The organism is Rheinheimera sp. MMS21-TC3, from assembly GCF_032229285.1.
In the GTDB taxonomy this organism is placed as follows: Bacteria; Pseudomonadota; Gammaproteobacteria; order Enterobacterales; family Alteromonadaceae; genus Alishewanella.
The window spans coordinates 393,549-409,036 of record NZ_CP135084.1; the positions used below are offsets into that span (position 1 = coordinate 393,549).

The window sequence follows — 15,488 nt, forward strand, 5'->3', positions numbered from 1 at the left end:
ACATTTAAAATATGCCTAGCAAGGCCACAAGCTTTGCTAGGCATATTCAGAGTGAACTATATGTGCTACATGTGCACCGGGTAACGGATAACCAAGATGTATTTAATTATTTTCCTATTTGTGGCATCACTTTTTTCTATACGAATTTTTGAAGTTTTCGATTCAGTATTGTTAGTGCAATTCTGGTTTCTAATTCATGCGCTGCTGATCCTCATTGCATTTTCATTCTTGTTATGGCGCAAAAAAATGATCAAATCAGTATTTGTTGTTTCATCATTTATTTTCATTTCATTTATTTACCTTAACAACCCCGAGCTTAATGGTTATTCTGTAGATGAAACAGGTGAAGATAGATTTACAGAATCCAATTATCCAACAATTCAACCGAATGACATTATCATTTCAAAGCACTTCAACTTCTCACTACAACTAGGTGTGATGGTTGCAGTAAAAGTAGATGATAATTTACTGCGTAAGCGCATACATGCTATGCCTGGTGACCAAGTGCACATTTGTAATTCAGAAGTTTACGTTAACGGTATGAGGTATATGTATAGCAATAATTGGGTTGGAGAGTTAATTGATGATAGACAAAAATGCATAAAAAGAAATAGTGTATTTTTCTTATTAAATGATGAATATTTTGTCATTGGTGATAATGAAAAAAACAGTTATGACTCTAGAAGTTTTGGGCCAGTAAAAAAGGCGGATATTATTGCTCAATCACTATATGTTGTTCGTTTTAATGATTATAATCAACAAGTTATTCCCCTAGCTGTTACTTTCTCAAAAAGCCTAATTAAATAGATTTTCTATCGCTCAGTGATATCGTGCTGGAACAACGCAGGCCTACTTTTTATTAACACAGGGCCTGGTTGTTTGAGCCGATTTTAAGCCTAAAAGGGCGACTATAGCTCTAAATAAAGAGCAACCAATAAACTTAAAAACATCTCAAGAGAGATAATATGCAAGAGTTAACATTTGAGCAAGTTGAAACGTTGGGCGGCGCCGGTTTTATGGAGGGTGCTGGCGCTGCTGGCCTTGCATTAGGAATAGGAACTACAACTTTTGGCGGTTCATTCTGCACTATTGGTGTTATAGCAGCTTTTGGGGCAGCGCCACTAGCGGCAGGCGCAATGGTCGGTTTGGCATTTTATGCCGGCTATCAAATGCTTCAATAAGTAAAATTGGGAGATTTAAATATGCAAGAGTTAACATTTGAACAAGTAGAGGAAGTGAGTGGCGCTGGCTTTATGGAGGGTGCTGGTGCGGCAGGTTTAGCAGTTGGGCTTGGTAGTGCTGCTTTCGGTTCTAGCTGGGGAGCTATCGGCGTTGGTCTTGCGGTTGCATCTTCACCACTTGTTGTTGGTGCGATGGTTGGCTAGGCATTTTATGCTGGCTACCAGATGTTGCAGTAAGTGAAAAGGTTAGGGGTGAAAGCCCCTAACCTAAAAACAGGGTAAATATTATGTCTGAAAATTTTTATTGGCTTATCCTTATTTTTGTTTTTGCGGCTTATGTTTTTTTTAATAGTCGTAGTGCAGAACGAAGAGATCTAGAGCACCTTAACTCAAGGGCCAAAAGGAAGATTCATGATACTAATCAAATTGAAACTGAAGATAAGTATCTTATTAATTTATATTTAACTGATAAAAATAGAGCTATTAAGTGGTACCGTGAAAGGCATTGCACCAGCTTAAGATTTACACAAAAAGTTGTCGAGCAAATCATTCATGAGAATCATACCTCTTAGAAAGGATATATAGAGAAGTCAAAAGTGTGAGCATTATTTACCAATCCGAAGCGGCTGAATGCGGCCTGGCCTGTATTGCTATGGTCGTCAATCACCATGGCCATCAGCTGGGCTTATTACGCTGGGCGTTATATAAACCATTACGCTAGCTAACAATGCAATCAATAGCTTATTCACCTAAGCTTAATGCAATTTAAGCTTGGGTCTAACAATACGGTTAATACGAGCGACTAAACTAATTAGCATCATTCTTAACCAACCGTGTAACGCAACTTGGTGCATGCGATATAACGAGATATAGGCCAGCCGCGCAAGGCGACCTTCTATCATCATAGTGCCACCTACTAAGTTACCCATTAAATTGCCGACAGTGCCAAAACGGCTTAGCGATATTAACGAGCCATGATCTTTATATTGAAATGCCTTTAGCGGCTTGCCAGCGATTGCAGCTGTAATATTCTTTGCCACTAAACTAGCCATCTGATGGGCAGATTGGGCGCGTGGCGGCACCCACTTATTATCAGGTAATGGGCAGCCTGCGCAGTCACCAATAACATAAATACTGCTATCGCGAGTGCTTTGTAATTGCTGATTAACCACTAACTGGTTAATACGGTTATTTTCTAATCCAGCAATATCTTTTAAAAAGTCTGGCGCTTTAATGCCAGCAGCCCAGACCATTAACTCTGCTTCAATATGTTCATCACCTAACTGCAATCCAGCTTTAGTTGCTGCTGTTACTTTAGTGTTAGTGCGAACAGTAACACCGAGTTTAGACAGTTCTTTATGTGCTGCTAAGGCTAAGCGTTCTGGTAATGCTGGAAGAATGCGTGGCCCAGCTTCAATTAATTGAATATTCATCCGGCTTTTGCGTAAGTCAGCATAGCCATATAAGTTAAGTTCTGCGGCCGCATGATAGAGCTCGGCAGCGAGTTCAACACCCGTTGCGCCGGCACCAACAATAGCAATATTTAATTTATCTTTAGGATGGGCAGGCGAATTTAATTTTAAATAGGCCATTAATAAGTGATGTTGAAAGCGTTGTGCTTGAGCTGGACTATCGAGGAAAATGCAGTGCTCGGCTACACCAGGGGTATTAAAATGGTTAGACACACTGCCTATCGCCAGTACTAGATAGTCATATTCTAGTGCCCGTGCGGCTAATACTTCTTCACCATTGTCTGCAATTGGCGCCAGTATCACCTGTCGTAGGTCGCGATTAATGGCAGTAAGGCTACCTAGTTGAAACTCAAAGTGGTGGGCTGCCGCATGGGCGCGATAACTGAGTTGATCTATTTCTACATCTAAAGTGCCAGTGGCAACTTCGTGTAATAGCGGCTTCCAGATATGGGTATGATTTTTATCCACTAAGGTGATATGAGCGAGGTTTTTCCGGCCCAACTTATTGCCCAGCCGGCTGGCTAACTCAAGGCCACCAGCTCCACCACCAATAATAACTATACGCGGATAACTCATACTGAAACCTCGTCAGGTTGCATCACTTCAACTGTAAGTATGGCCTTTTGGGCATAAAAAAACCGGTACTAACACCGGTTTTTATTATTAATTTTTTTGCCGTTTCATGGCATCAAAAAATTCATCATTGGTTTTTGTCATTAATAACCGATCTATTAAGAATTCAATACCATCGGTTTCATCCATAGGATGGATGATTTTACGTAAAATCCACATTTTTTGTAGCTCGTCGGCTGAAGCTAATAGCTCTTCACGACGGGTGCCTGAACGGTTAAAGTCGATCGCTGGAAAAACACGGCGCTCGGCAATTTTACGCGATAAGTGCAGCTCCATGTTGCCGGTACCTTTAAACTCTTCGTAAATTACTTCGTCCATTTTTGAACCGGTATCTACTAAGGCTGTGGCAATAATGGTTAAGCTGCCGCCTTCTTCTACATTACGCGCCGCACCAAAGAAGCGTTTCGGTTTGTGTAAGGCGTTAGCGTCTACACCACCAGTTAGCACTTTGCCTGAGCTTGGAATAACAGTGTTATAGGCACGGGCTAAGCGGGTAATAGAGTCGAGTAAAATAATAACGTCTTTTTTATGTTCAACTAAGCGTTTGGCTTTTTCAATAACCATCTCAGCTACTTGAACGTGACGGCTGGCTGGTTCATCAAAGGTAGAAGCTATTACTTCACCTTTAACTAAGCGCTGCATCTCTGTTACTTCTTCTGGACGCTCATCTATTAGCAATACCATTAACACACAATCTGGGTGGTTAGCGGCAATAGATTGGGCAATGTTTTGCAGTAAAATAGTTTTACCAGCTTTGGGTGGTGCAACAATTAAACCACGTTGGCCTTTACCAATAGGGGCGGCTAAGTCTAATACCCTAGCGGTGATATCTTCACGGCTACCATTACCACGTTCCATACGTAAACGTGAATTGGCATGTAGGGGGGTTAAGTTTTCGAACAGGATTTTATTGCGGGCTTGATCTGGACGACCAAAGTTAACTTCGTTAACTTTTAATAAAGCGAAATAACGTTCGCCTTCTTTAGGGGGGCGGATTAAGCCCGCTATGCTGTCACCCGTTCGCAAGTTAAAGCGGCGGATTTGGCTAGGCGAAATATAAATGTCGTCTGGACCCGCTAAATACGAGCTGTCGCCAGAGCGTAAAAAACCGAAACCGTCCTGCAGGATTTCTAGTACGCCATTACCAAATATCTCTTCACCATTTTTAGCATGAGATTTTAAAATGGCAAAAATTATGTCTTGTTTGCGCAGGCGGGCCATGTTTTCTAAGCCCTTAGACTCGGCCAATTGAACCAGTTCGCTAATTGGCTTTAGTTTCAGTTCTGTTAAATGCATATTGATGGGTTTCTTGTTGATAAAAACAGGGTAATGCTTATCAGTTCGAGGACTAAGAATTGGAAGTGGTTGTTTCGACAGACAAGCGATGTTCAGGTTGTACAAAAAGTACTGATGGCTACACAATAGCAGCTGTAGCGTTAGCCGTCCAGCATCAGAGTAAAAAAAGGCGTATAAAAATACGCCTTTTTTTATTTTAATTAAATATTGCTGTCTAAAAACTCTTTTAATTGAGTTTTAGACAAGGCGCCTACTTTAGTGGCGGCAACTTGACCTTGTTTAAATAATAGCAAAGTTGGAATGCCGCGAATGCCGAACTTAGGTGGGGTATTTGGGTTATGATCAATATTCACCTTAGCTACACTGACTTTGCCGCTATATTCTTGGGCAATATCATCCAGAATAGGTGCAATCATTTTGCACGGGCCACACCACTCTGCCCAAAAATCGACTAATACTGGGGTTTCTGATTTTAAAACATCAGTGTCAAAACTATCATCAGAAACCTGTAAAATATGCTCGCTCATGTATGTCTCCGGTTATACGTGCAGAATTACTGCAAAAAAAGTGTTATCAATTTAAACCTGGCTGTTCCTTATTGCAAGCGTAACGGTTATGCTTAGCATGTATGAATAAAACTCACTTAACATCACATAAATTCGCCGATTTCGCATTGGCACCTCAGGTTCTTGCTGCATTAGATGCGCAAGGTTATGGCTATTGTACGCCTATTCAGGCGCAATGTTTACCTTTAGCTCTTGCTGGTAAAGACATTGCAGGCCAAGCCCAAACAGGGACTGGTAAAACGCTTGCTTTTTTAACCGCCACTTTTCATCACTTGCTGACTCATCCTGCCAAAGGCAGTGGTCAGCCTAGAGCGATTATTATGGCGCCAACACGTGAGCTGGCAGTACAGATCCATCAAGACGCAGTAATAATGGCTGAAAAATCCAATTTACGTCTTGGTTTGATCTATGGGGGCGAAGGGTATGATACTCAACGTCAACTACTACAAAATGGCGTTGATATTTTAATTGGCACTACAGGCCGGTTAATTGATTATTTAAAGCAAGGCTTATACGACTTATCACAAATTCAAGTTGTCGTATTAGATGAAGCTGATCGAATGTTCGATTTAGGCTTTATTAAAGATATCCGCTTTATGTTTAACCGCATGCCACCAGCTACTGAACGCTTAAGTTTACTGTTTTCTGCAACGCTGTCATATAAGGTGCAAGAGCTAGCATTTGAAAAAATGAATCAACCCGAACATATTCACATTGCGCCAGAAGAAATGACTGGAAGCCGCATATCGGAAGAGCTTTTTTACCCTTCTGATGAGCATAAGCTGCCGTTATTGCTAACGTTAATGGAAGAAGAGTGGCCAGATAAAGCTATTGTTTTTGCTAATACAAAGCATTGGTGTGAAGAAGTGCATGCTTGGTTAGAAGCCGATGGCCATCGTGTTGGTTTATTAACTGGCGATGTTATCCAGAAAAAACGCTTACGTATTTTAGAAGACTTCAGTAGTGGTAAATTAGATATTTTAGTCGCAACTGATGTAGCTGCACGAGGTTTACATATTCCTAAAGTAAGTCATGTATTTAATTATGATTTACCCGATGACTGTGAAGATTATGTGCATAGAATTGGTCGTACTGGCCGTGCCGGCGAAAGCGGTAAGGCAATAAGCTTTGCTTGTGAGCGCTATGCACTTAATTTAACAGCTATTGAAGATTATATTCGCCACCCAATAGCGGTGAGCCAATATGATGCTACAGCTTTACTTGATGACTTGACAGTACCTAAGCCACGCGCCCGTCGTCGTTCAACAACCAAAGCGCGAAGTACCGGTCGCAGTACTACTGGACGCAATAGTCATGGCACACGACCACCTCGTAACCGTCCACGCTAATCAGGCTAACTTAGCTGAACAATCATCGCATCATGATATTTATGCGGTGATTGATTTGGGCTCTAATAGCTTTCATATGTTAATGGTGAAGGTTATTGCGGGTTCAGTGCAAGTAATTGGCCGAGTTAAGCGCAAAGTGCGCTTAGCTGCCGGTTTAAATCAACAACAAATACTAAGCAATGCTGCTATGACCCGAGGCTGGGAATGCTTAGCCTTGTTTGCTGAACGCTTGCAAGATATCCCCGCTGACAATATTCGAATTATCGGTACGGCAACGTTACGCTTGGCAACTAATGCCGATAAGTTTCTGCAGCAGGCAGAGGTTATTGTTGGTCAGAAAATTCAGGTAATAAGCGGTGAAGAAGAGGCTCGTATTATTTACTTGGGCGTCACTCATACATCTACCCATCATAGTAAGCGTTTAGTTATTGATATAGGTGGTGCTAGTACAGAAGTTATTGTTGGTACTGGCCATAAACCCGCTTTACTTGTTAGTTTAAATATGGGCTGCGTTACTTATTTAGAGCGTTTTTTTGCTGATGACAGCTTAACCAGTGCCAACTTTAATAGTGCTATTGTTGCTGCAGAACAGCAAGTGCAGCCTTTGGTTAAATTGTATCAGGAGCATGGCTGGCAATTAGCTTTAGGGGCGTCTGGCACTGTGCAGGCGATGCAAGAAATTTTAATTAGCCAAGGTAGTGATGAGCATATTACTTTGCCGCGTTTAGAGTTAATTATGCAACAAGCAATTGCTTGTCAGCATTTATCTAGCTTAAATATTATTGGTTTAGCTCAAGACAGAAAGGTAGCTTTTCCGGCTGGCTTGGCTATTTTAATGGCTTTATTTCGCCAACTAAATATTCAAAAAATGATTTTATCGGGTGGTGCCTTACGTGAAGGGGTGCTCTATAGTTTGTTGCCGCAGTTGCATCAAAGCAATGTACGTAACCGTACAGTACAAAGCTTGATGATAAGGTATTTTATTGATCAGCAACATGCTTATCGTGTAGCTGAAGTGGCCACAGACTTAGCCGCACAGCTGGAGCCTAGCTGGGATTTAAGTGACTTTGATGGCCATAGCTTATTGCATAGTAGTGCTTTAATTCATGAAATTGGTTTATTAATTGAATATAAGAATCATCATCATCATGGTGCTTATATTATTACACATGCTGAGCTGCCGGGTTTTACGCGTGCTCAACAGCAATTGCTTATGGCCTTAGTGCATAATCATAGAGCAGATATCAATACTGACATTATTGCTAAACAAACAATGACTTCAGTGTTACTTGGACAAAGGCTAACGCGAATTTTGCGTTTAGCGGTTATTCTTTCTATGCGTCGTAAAGATGAAGTGTTACCACAAGTAAAAATTAACAGTGCTGGTGAGCAGTTAACACTAAGTTTGCCTAATGGCTGGCTAGCCCAGCATCCACTGATGTCGGCAGAGTTAGAGCAAGAAGTGTTATATCAGCAACAAGCAGGCTGGCAGTTATTAATTAGTTAGTACTTAATTAAGCCAGCCCACTGGATAGAAGTTGTTAAGTTTATTGGGATCTTACTTAGCTTGTTGTAGCCAAATAGCGACTTGTTTTGCAAAGTAAGTTAAAATGCCATCTGCTCCTGCGCGTTTAAAGGCCAGTAATGACTCCATAACGACAGGTTGCTCAGCTAACCAGCCATTGGCAAAAGCCGCTTTGTGCATGGCATATTCGCCACTAACTTGGTAGGCAAAAGTAGGTACTGCAAACTCATCTTTGACTCTGCGTACAACATCTAAATAAGGCATGCCAGGTTTTACCATTACCATATCTGCACCTTCTGCTAAATCTTGGGCAACTTCGTGTAAAGCTTCATTGCTGTTAGCCGGATCCATCTGATAGGTTTTTTTATCGGCACCTTTTAAATTAGCTGCCGAGCCGACTGCATCGCGGAAGGGGCCATAATAATGTGAAGCGTACTTTGCCGAATAGGCCATAATGCGTGTGTTAACATGGCCAGCTTCTTCTAGGGCTTCTCTGATAGCGCCTATACGGCCATCCATCATATCTGAAGGGGCAATAATATCAGCACCGGCAGCGGCATGAGATAAAGCCTGTTTCACTAAAGCTTCAGTGGTTATGTCGTTTAACACATAGCCGTTTTCGTCGATAATGCCGTCTTGACCGTGAGTAGTGTAAGGGTCTAAGGCTACATCAGTAATTAAGCCTAATTCAGGACAATGCTGTTTTAATAACTTAACTGCGCGCTGCATTAAGCCTTCAGGGTGCCATGCGTATTCAGCATCTAAAGATTTAATCTCAGCTGGGGTCACTGGAAATAAAGCAATGGCTGGAATGCCTAGCTCAACCAATTGCTTAGCCTCAGCAAGCAGTAAATCTAGGCTAAGGCGCTCTATGCCTGGCATAGAGGCAATGCTTTCCCGTTGGTTTTCACCTTCAATAATAAAAATAGGGTAGATCAAATCTTTTACCGTTAATTGATGCTCAGCCATCATATCGCGACTAAAAGCATTAGCGCGCATTCGGCGTAGCCGACTGGCAGGAAAATAACGGTTAGTATTCATGGATAGCTCCTAAAATTAAAAGTTTACAACATTTGATAACGGTTGCGATGACACTTGATTGCGACCTTGGCTTTTACTTTTATATAGCGCCTTATCAGCTTGGCCTACGTATTCTTTAACGCTACTGGTGCTACTGGCAGTGGCAGCATAGCAACCTGCACTAATAGAGACCTTTAACTCTGAGAACTCTGGGATCAGTGCAGTAGCACTAAGGCTATGTCGAATAGATTCAGCAAGCGTTATGGCACCACTGAGTTCTGTGTTAGGTAATATAATGGCAAATTCATCGCCACCGTAACGGCATAGTTTATCGCTAGTACGTTTTAATTGTTGCTGAATTAAGCTGACGATATTTTTAACCACTATATCGCCGACGAGATGACCATAACTATCGTTAATGGTTTTAAATAGGTCAATGTCGATAAAGATTAAGGCTAAAGGTCGTTGCTCGCGTCGGCTTCGCTTAATCTCAGCCGCCATTTGTTGATCAAAATAGCTCCTGTTATAAGCGTTAGATAAACTGTCTATTTGCGACTGTTGCTGCAAAATTTGGTTTTTTTCTGCAAGCTCATCTAAGGTAATTTTTAAATCTAAACTATGGTTATGTAATTCAGCTGCCAAAATTGTTAGCTTTTGCTTTTGTTGCTGTAATAAAAATAATGTAATAGGTATTACTAGAGCACAAGCTAAAAGAAAACCAGCAATAAAATAACCTAAATTAGACATGATCTTGCCTTGATTTAAAGCCGAACAGTTGTTGGCTATTTTGCCAGCTTAACTGGGCAACTTCTGTTAGTGAATACTGTTTTAATTGAGCAACCTTTTCAGCAACATAATGCAAGTAAGCGGGCTCATTGCGGCGTGATTTAGGTTTTGGCTGAATAGTTTTAGGCAATAAATAAGGTGCGTCGGTTTCTAACAATAACCTGTCATCAGGTATATAAGCTATAGCTTGCTGTAATTCAGAGCCGCGTTTGTCGTCACATAGCCAACCAGTGATACCAATATATAAACCTAAGTCTAAATAGGCGCGCAACTGTTGTACATTACCAGTAAAGCAATGAGCAACACCCTGTTGGATATTATGCTGCTTTAGCATGGCAATTTGGCGAGTAAAAGCATCTCGTTCATGTAAATAAACTACTTTTTTATATTGCACGGCTAATTGTAATTGCTGAGCAAAAACATCTTGCTGTTGTGGTCTAGGTGAAAAGTCACGATTAAAATCTAGACCACATTCGCCAATTGCAACGACTTTGCTTTCTTTAATCAGAAGCTCAAGTTGCTGTAACCAATCGGCAGTAACTTGGGCTGAATAATGTGGATGAATACCTGCAGTTGTTACTAATTCTAAGTTTAGATATTGTTGTTGGCAAAATTGTAAGTTTTGCTGTGATTCCGCAATATCACTGCCTATTAATACCAGCTGGTTAACACCGCTAGCTACAGCACGATCTAGTACTTGCTGGCGATCAGCGGCAAATTGTTCACTTAATAAGTTAACGCCAATATCGCACCAATAATTCATGGTTTTATTGCCACATCACTGTTGGCGACCTATAGATATAGTGCGATTATTTCGATCATTACCTAATCTAAAAGAATTTAAGACACCGCGGGTAATACGGTGCTCTTCACCTACAGCAATAGGGTAGTACTGAGTGCCTTTTTGTCGCCAGATTTGGCCGTTATCAAATTCAATAATTAACTCTTTACGCAGCGAATATTCAAATGACTTAACCGTTACATTAATCACATCTGGATCTTGAACATTTCTTTTATGCTCTAGACCAAAGTAGCCTTCAGTGTTGGTATCGGCCTCAGCGGCTGGTGTTGCAGTTGTGGTTGCAGATTTGGCAGTAGTAATTGCAGAGCCAACATTAATTGCATCATAGCAAACTAGGCGTTTCAAAGCGTTTTGTTCTGCGCGACATAACTCTATAGCTTGCTCGGTTGGCACAGCAGCATTTGCGCCATAAGCTAGTAAGCTTAAGCTGATTAAAATGTACTTCATAACTTTTCTTCCTGTTGTTCAGTGTCTACAGTGGGTTGGTAAAACCGACTGAGGAGTAAGCCGACTTCAAATAACAGCCACATAGGTACGGCTAATAAGGTTTGAGAAATAACATCGGGTGGGGTCAATAACATACCTAGCACAAAGGCACCTACAATAATGTAAGGTCGCTTTTGGGCTAAGGCATCACGGGTTGTTGCACCAGTCCAGATCAGTAATAAAATTGCCACTGGGATCTCAAAAGATAAACCAAAAGCAAAAAATAGTTTTAACACAAAGTCTAAATAACTGCTGATATCTGTGGCTATAGTTACACCTTCAGGCGCCATACTAGTAAAAAAACCAAATACTATAGGAAAAACAATATAGTAGGCAAAAGCTATACCGGCATAAAATAGCAAAGTGCTACTAATCACTAATGGTGCCATTAAGCGCTTTTCACGACGATATAAAGCAGGTGCAATGAACTGCCAAATTTGTAATAAAATAAACGGGATAGCTAAGCAAATAGCGACAATAAAAGTCAGTTTAAATGGCGCGAAAAAGGGAGCGGCTACGTCGGTAGCTATCATGCTGCTGCTGGCAGGAAGCACTGCAATTAGAGGTTTTGCTAATAAGTGATAAATATCCTGAGCAAAGGCAGCCAGGGCGACAAATACTAGTAAGACAGCAATAATGCATTTAAGTAGTCTATTGCGCAGTTCAATTAAATGGCCTAAAAGGCTCTGAGTATTAGAGTTTAGGTTCATGGGTTGTGGTTGGCTCAGTTTTCGCTTTAGGATCAGACAGCGAAGTTGTAACATCAGCTGCGGCTTGTTTTAGTTCACTTAAAGCGGCTTGTTCTTCTGCTGTAAGATTAGTTAAACCTTTTTCTTCGGCACTTTTCAATTTTTGATGTAGTTCATGGGCACGTAAATTTTCGCTCAGTTCAGCTTGCATCTGTTGGCTAAATTGCTTTACACCACGAATGGTTTTATGCACTGAGCGTAAGGCGCCGGGGAGTCGCTCTGGCCCTAAGACCAATAACGCAACAACACCAATAACGACGAGTTCCCAAAATCCCATAATAGTTACACTTTATTTTTATCTTTGCTAGCAGCGTTGTTTGTTTGCTGTTCGCTGGTTTCGGTTGGCTTTTCTGCTAATTGTGGGCTGTCTTTGTCGTCATCCTTTGCTGGTTCATCTTTAATTGAGCTACGAAAACCTTTAATGGCATCGCCTAAATCGGTGCCAATACCACGTAATTTTTTGGTGCCAAATAATAATACTATAATAGCTAGTACTATTAGCAATTGCCAAATACCTATACCACCGAAGCCCATATATAATCCTCTTATCCAAATTGCTATAACTTATTATAGCAATGATTATTAGTGATAACCTTAATCTTAACTTATGTCAGCCAAGCTTTTAATGTAAAACCTACACCTGTAGCAACTAAGGGTACTGCTAACCAAGGGTTAGCGAAACAGAATACTATACTAGCACTGATTATACTTGCAGCGGCAAAGGTTGCTGCAACTATTTGTTGTCTAGTTTTGCGTTGCTGTTGAGCTAACTGCTTTAGCTGTTGCACTAATAGTCGCTGCTGTGCTGGACCTTGCTCTAAGTACTGGTGTAAAAGGGTTGGCATTTGTGGCAGTTTTTCAGCCCAAAAAGGAAAGTTATCTTTTAATTGGCGCCAAATAGCGGGCAGACCTACTTGTTGTTGCATCCAGTTTTCTAAAAATGGTTTAGCTGTTTTCCATAGATCAAGTTGTGGATAAAGCTGTCGGCCTAGCCCTTCAACATATAATAAGGTTTTTTGTAACAATACCAGTTGTGGCTGGACTTGCATGTTAAAGCGCTGGGCGGTACTAAAGAGATTTAGTAAGACATGGCCAAACGAAATTTCTGCAAGAGGCTTTTGGAAAATAGGCTCGCAAACAGTTCGAATAGCACTCTCAAACTCTTCAACTTTAGTGTTTGCCGGCACCCAGCCTGAGTCAACGTGCAATTGCGCAACTTTACGATAGTCTCGATTAAAAAAGGCGACAAAGTTTTCGGCTAAATAGCGTTTATCTTCAGGATTTAAAGTACCAACGATACCGCAATCAATACCAATGTATTTTGGGTTGTGGGGAGTTTCATAGGATACAAAGATATTACCTGGGTGCATATCGGCATGAAAGAAGCTATCGCGAAACACTTGGGTAAAAAACACTTCAACCCCTCGTTTGGCTAACAACTCCATATCGGTGTTTTGTGCTTCTAAGGCCGCAATGTCTGAAACAGGAATGCCATATATCCGCTCCATTACCATTACATTGCTGCGGCTATGCTCAGTATAAATAAATGGTATGTACAGCGAGTCTGAGTCGGCAAAATTACGTCTTAGTTGAATAGCATTTGCAGCTTCACGCTGTAAGTCGAGCTCATCAAGAATGGTTTTTTTATATTCTTGCACAACCTCACGTGGCCGGAGTCTTTTACCGTCGGGTAAAAACCGTCTAGCTGCATCAGCTAAAGTATCCATTAATGCTAAATCTGCTTCAATTTGCTTGCGAATATCTGGCCGAATAACTTTAATCACAACATCGGCCAACTCACCGCTTGCTAGTTTTAATTTGGCAGTGTGAACCTGTGCGATAGACGCTGATGCTAAAGGAGTTTGCTCAAAATCAACAAAAAGTTGTTCAATGTTATCTAGCTCTAGTGCTTTTTCAATCATAGCTTGGGCAGTTTCGCCACAAAATGCGGGGACTTTATCTTGTAGCTTGGCTAGCTCATCTACTAAATGTGCTGGAAATAAATCACGTCTGGTAGAGAGCATTTGGCCAAATTTCACCCATACAGGCCCTAAGCTTTGTAATGCTAAACGTAACCTAACACCAATGGCTTGATCAGGGTATTGGTTGCGTAACCAAAACAAGCTACAACGAGCTAAGCGAGCATACCAAGGCTGCCATTGTGGCGGAATTAACTCGTCTAAGCCGTACTGTAATAACGTCTTTTGGATTTGATAGAAACGGCTAAGGCGCACTATGACTCCTGATACTTATTTAACTGTTGTTGCAATAGTGCCACTTTAGCGCTTATTTCACTTACATGCTGACTAAAAAGAGCTAGTTCAATAGAAGTTGGGCTAAGCTTTAGCTCATCTTGAGCTAACTCTGTGGTTAATTGCTGCAGTTGTAGGCTTTGTTCAGCGATATAGTGTTGCAACTGTTGCAGAATGCTGGCAACTCGATGAGCAGCAGCATCACCGATATAAACTGATAAAGCTTGACCCCAGTCTGGGTCGAGCTGTTCGAAAAAACGACTGAATTGCTGGGCAACTTGAATATCACCATCAATTTGTAAGGCATCGGCTTTAATTAACCGCGTGAGTTGGCTGGGATCTCGCAATTGTTTTAGGCTAGCTAAGTCTGTGCTAATAGCACAATCGGTAGCTTCGTTGTGCTGATTAAATAACAAGGCATCGGCTGTTGCGGTAATAACCAGGGTAAGAGACAGCTCGCGTAGGGTAAAGGATAGCTGTTTGCCTTGCAATTTAGCTAAACCTTGCTTGGCATTAGGATCTAAATTAATAATACCAGCCACAGTTGCTTCTGCAGCTGCGCATAACAATTGTGGTAGTAAAGGTAACATTAAAACTTATACCCGCGATGTAATGCCACTATACCGCCAGTGAGGTTATGGTAACTTACCTCGGCAAAACCAGCTTGCTCCATCATAGCTTTTAAGGTTTCTTGATCGGGATGCATGCGAATTGATTCCGCTAAGTATTGATAGCTTTCTTTATCATTAGCAACCAACTGGCCCATTACTGGTAGCAGTTTAAATGAATATAAATCATAGGCTTTACTTAACCATTGCTGCTCAGGTTTAGAAAACTCTAGTACTAATAAACGGCCGCCTGGCTTTAGCACTCTAAACATTGAGCGTAAAGCGGCATCTTTATCGGTAACATTGCGTAAGCCAAAGCCGATAGTAATCACATCAAAGCTATTGTCGGCAAAAGGTAACGCTTCAGCGTTAGCTTGCACATATTCGATATTATTAACTAAGCCTAAGTCACGCAGCTTGTCACGACCAACATTAAGCATAGAAGCATTAATATCAGCTAGCACGACTTTACCGGTTGGCCCTACTCGTTTGGAAAATAGCGCGGTAATATCACCAGTGCCACCTGCTAAATCTAATACTTGCTGGCCGGGGCGAACACCACTGCAATCTAATGTAAAGCGTTTCCATAACCTGTGGACGCCAAATGACATTAAATCGTTCATAACATCATATTTAGCAGCAACAGAATGAAACACATTGGCAACCATTGACACTTTTTGCTTAGCTTCAACCGTTTTAAAACCAAAATGGGTAGTGTTATTATTTTGCTGACTCATCGAATTGACCTGTTAGAACCAAAGTG

At 41.3% G+C, this 15,488-nt stretch carries 20 protein-coding genes; 7 read left to right on the forward strand and 13 right to left on the reverse strand.

The annotated features are described in order from the left end of the window. Positions 1-246 precede the first annotated feature (246 nt). The 5 genes from lepB (at position 247) to RDV63_RS02095 (ending at position 1,902) form a co-directional block, all read left to right on the forward strand. Positions 247-807, forward strand: coding sequence for a signal peptidase I (gene lepB / locus RDV63_RS02075; protein ID WP_165907402.1), 561 nt, complete (start codon positions 247-249; stop codon positions 805-807). A 158-nt stretch (positions 808-965) separates the two neighbouring features. Beyond that, positions 966-1,181: a hypothetical protein gene (locus tag RDV63_RS02080; protein ID WP_313907862.1), complete on the forward strand. Its 216-nt coding sequence runs from the start codon at positions 966-968 to the stop codon at positions 1,179-1,181. A gap of 21 nt (positions 1,182-1,202) precedes the next feature. Next, complete coding sequence (locus RDV63_RS02085; protein WP_313907863.1) at positions 1,203-1,385, forward strand: hypothetical protein; 183 nt, start codon at positions 1,203-1,205, stop codon at positions 1,383-1,385. Positions 1,386-1,468: 83 nt separating this feature from the next. After that, positions 1,469-1,753: a hypothetical protein gene (locus RDV63_RS02090; RefSeq protein WP_313907864.1), complete on the forward strand. Its 285-nt coding sequence runs from the start codon at positions 1,469-1,471 to the stop codon at positions 1,751-1,753. 26 nt (positions 1,754-1,779) lie between these two features. Next, positions 1,780-1,902, forward strand: coding sequence for a cysteine peptidase family C39 domain-containing protein (locus RDV63_RS02095; protein WP_313907865.1), 123 nt, complete (start codon positions 1,780-1,782; stop codon positions 1,900-1,902). Positions 1,903-1,936: 34 nt separating this feature from the next. Here RDV63_RS02095 and RDV63_RS02100 read toward each other — a convergent pair whose 3' ends face one another. From RDV63_RS02100 to trxA, 3 genes are all read right to left on the reverse strand, one after another. Further along, the gene (locus RDV63_RS02100; RefSeq protein ID WP_313907866.1) at positions 1,937-3,229 is read right to left on the reverse strand and encodes an NAD(P)/FAD-dependent oxidoreductase; all 1,293 of its coding nucleotides are present in this window, start codon (positions 3,227-3,229) and stop codon (positions 1,937-1,939) included. An 87-nt stretch (positions 3,230-3,316) separates the two neighbouring features. After that, a complete protein-coding gene (gene rho, locus RDV63_RS02105) occupies positions 3,317-4,582 on the reverse strand; it encodes a transcription termination factor Rho (RefSeq protein ID WP_313907867.1) in 1,266 nt (421 codons plus the stop codon). Positions 4,583-4,782: 200 nt separating this feature from the next. After that, the gene (gene trxA, locus RDV63_RS02110) at positions 4,783-5,109 is read right to left on the reverse strand and encodes a thioredoxin TrxA (RefSeq protein ID WP_313907868.1); all 327 of its coding nucleotides are present in this window, start codon (positions 5,107-5,109) and stop codon (positions 4,783-4,785) included. 101 nt (positions 5,110-5,210) lie between these two features. Here trxA and rhlB point away from each other — a divergent pair, with 101 nt between their 5' ends. Together rhlB and gppA are read left to right on the forward strand one after the other, a co-directional pair. Further along, on the forward strand, positions 5,211-6,497 hold the full coding sequence (gene rhlB / locus RDV63_RS02115; protein ID WP_313907869.1) for an ATP-dependent RNA helicase RhlB: 1,287 nt from the start codon (positions 5,211-5,213) through the stop codon (positions 6,495-6,497). Beyond that, complete coding sequence (gene gppA, locus RDV63_RS02120) at positions 6,463-8,004, forward strand: guanosine-5'-triphosphate,3'-diphosphate diphosphatase (protein ID WP_313907870.1); 1,542 nt, start codon at positions 6,463-6,465, stop codon at positions 8,002-8,004. The genes rhlB and gppA overlap by 35 nt, the downstream gene beginning before the upstream one ends. A 51-nt stretch (positions 8,005-8,055) precedes the next feature. Here the strand turns inward: gppA and hemB are convergent, their stop codons facing one another. From hemB to ubiE, 10 genes are all read right to left on the reverse strand, one after another. Further along, positions 8,056-9,063: a porphobilinogen synthase gene (gene hemB, locus RDV63_RS02125; protein WP_313907871.1), complete on the reverse strand. Its 1,008-nt coding sequence runs from the start codon at positions 9,061-9,063 to the stop codon at positions 8,056-8,058. A gap of 15 nt (positions 9,064-9,078) precedes the next feature. Then, positions 9,079-9,789 (reverse strand): GGDEF domain-containing protein, encoded by a 711-nt coding sequence (locus tag RDV63_RS02130; RefSeq protein ID WP_313907872.1) that lies wholly within the window; start codon positions 9,787-9,789, stop codon positions 9,079-9,081. Next, the gene (locus RDV63_RS02135) at positions 9,782-10,591 is read right to left on the reverse strand and encodes a TatD family hydrolase (RefSeq protein ID WP_313907873.1); all 810 of its coding nucleotides are present in this window, start codon (positions 10,589-10,591) and stop codon (positions 9,782-9,784) included. The genes RDV63_RS02130 and RDV63_RS02135 overlap by 8 nt, the downstream gene beginning before the upstream one ends. A gap of 15 nt (positions 10,592-10,606) precedes the next feature. Beyond that, positions 10,607-11,077: a hypothetical protein gene (locus RDV63_RS02140; protein ID WP_313907874.1), complete on the reverse strand. Its 471-nt coding sequence runs from the start codon at positions 11,075-11,077 to the stop codon at positions 10,607-10,609. Further along, positions 11,074-11,826 (reverse strand): twin-arginine translocase subunit TatC, encoded by a 753-nt coding sequence (gene tatC, locus RDV63_RS02145; RefSeq protein ID WP_313907875.1) that lies wholly within the window; start codon positions 11,824-11,826, stop codon positions 11,074-11,076. Before tatC ends, RDV63_RS02140 begins: the two co-directional genes overlap by 4 nt. Continuing rightward, entirely contained in the window at positions 11,810-12,142 is a 333-nt protein-coding gene (gene tatB, locus RDV63_RS02150) for a Sec-independent protein translocase protein TatB (protein ID WP_313907876.1), read from the reverse strand. Before tatB ends, tatC begins: the two co-directional genes overlap by 17 nt. A 5-nt stretch (positions 12,143-12,147) precedes the next feature. Further along, positions 12,148-12,399, reverse strand: a complete 252-nt coding sequence (gene tatA, locus RDV63_RS02155) for a twin-arginine translocase TatA/TatE family subunit (protein ID WP_313907877.1) — start codon at positions 12,397-12,399, stop codon at positions 12,148-12,150. Between the two features lie 71 nt (positions 12,400-12,470). Further along, positions 12,471-14,099, reverse strand: coding sequence for a ubiquinone biosynthesis regulatory protein kinase UbiB (gene ubiB / locus RDV63_RS02160; protein ID WP_313907878.1), 1,629 nt, complete (start codon positions 14,097-14,099; stop codon positions 12,471-12,473). Then, complete coding sequence (locus RDV63_RS02165) at positions 14,099-14,707, reverse strand: SCP2 domain-containing protein (RefSeq protein WP_313907879.1); 609 nt, start codon at positions 14,705-14,707, stop codon at positions 14,099-14,101. The genes ubiB and RDV63_RS02165 overlap by 1 nt, the downstream gene beginning before the upstream one ends. Further along, positions 14,707-15,462 carry a bifunctional demethylmenaquinone methyltransferase/2-methoxy-6-polyprenyl-1,4-benzoquinol methylase UbiE gene (gene ubiE, locus RDV63_RS02170; RefSeq protein ID WP_313907880.1) on the reverse strand — a complete coding sequence of 252 codons (756 nt, stop codon included), beginning with the start codon at positions 15,460-15,462 and terminating at the stop codon, positions 14,707-14,709. Before ubiE ends, RDV63_RS02165 begins: the two co-directional genes overlap by 1 nt. Positions 15,463-15,488: the final 26 nt, after the last annotated feature.

Coding starts and splice junctions, on each gene's coding strand:
- ubiE (WP_313907880.1), bottom strand. CDS start 15,462: ATGAGTCAGCAAAATAATAACACTACCCATTTTGGTTTTAAAACGGTT.
- trxA (WP_313907868.1), bottom strand. CDS start 5,109: ATGAGCGAGCATATTTTACAGGTTTCTGATGATAGTTTTGACACTGAT.
- hemB (WP_313907871.1), bottom strand. CDS start 9,063: ATGAATACTAACCGTTATTTTCCTGCCAGTCGGCTACGCCGAATGCGC.
- RDV63_RS02100 (WP_313907866.1), bottom strand. CDS start 3,229: ATGAGTTATCCGCGTATAGTTATTATTGGTGGTGGAGCTGGTGGCCTT.
- RDV63_RS02140 (WP_313907874.1), bottom strand. CDS start 11,077: ATGAAGTACATTTTAATCAGCTTAAGCTTACTAGCTTATGGCGCAAAT.
- RDV63_RS02165 (WP_313907879.1), bottom strand. CDS start 14,707: ATGTTACCTTTACTACCACAATTGTTATGCGCAGCTGCAGAAGCAACT.
- rho (WP_313907867.1), bottom strand. CDS start 4,582: ATGCATTTAACAGAACTGAAACTAAAGCCAATTAGCGAACTGGTTCAA.
- rhlB (WP_313907869.1), top strand. CDS start 5,211: ATGAATAAAACTCACTTAACATCACATAAATTCGCCGATTTCGCATTG.
- gppA (WP_313907870.1), top strand. CDS start 6,463: ATGGCACACGACCACCTCGTAACCGTCCACGCTAATCAGGCTAACTTA.
- RDV63_RS02135 (WP_313907873.1), bottom strand. CDS start 10,591: ATGAATTATTGGTGCGATATTGGCGTTAACTTATTAAGTGAACAATTT.
- lepB (WP_165907402.1), top strand. CDS start 247: ATGATCAAATCAGTATTTGTTGTTTCATCATTTATTTTCATTTCATTT.
- RDV63_RS02080 (WP_313907862.1), top strand. CDS start 966: ATGCAAGAGTTAACATTTGAGCAAGTTGAAACGTTGGGCGGCGCCGGT.
- RDV63_RS02090 (WP_313907864.1), top strand. CDS start 1,469: ATGTCTGAAAATTTTTATTGGCTTATCCTTATTTTTGTTTTTGCGGCT.
- tatC (WP_313907875.1), bottom strand. CDS start 11,826: ATGAACCTAAACTCTAATACTCAGAGCCTTTTAGGCCATTTAATTGAA.
- RDV63_RS02130 (WP_313907872.1), bottom strand. CDS start 9,789: ATGTCTAATTTAGGTTATTTTATTGCTGGTTTTCTTTTAGCTTGTGCT.
- tatB (WP_313907876.1), bottom strand. CDS start 12,142: ATGGGATTTTGGGAACTCGTCGTTATTGGTGTTGTTGCGTTATTGGTC.
- RDV63_RS02085 (WP_313907863.1), top strand. CDS start 1,203: ATGCAAGAGTTAACATTTGAACAAGTAGAGGAAGTGAGTGGCGCTGGC.
- tatA (WP_313907877.1), bottom strand. CDS start 12,399: ATGGGCTTCGGTGGTATAGGTATTTGGCAATTGCTAATAGTACTAGCT.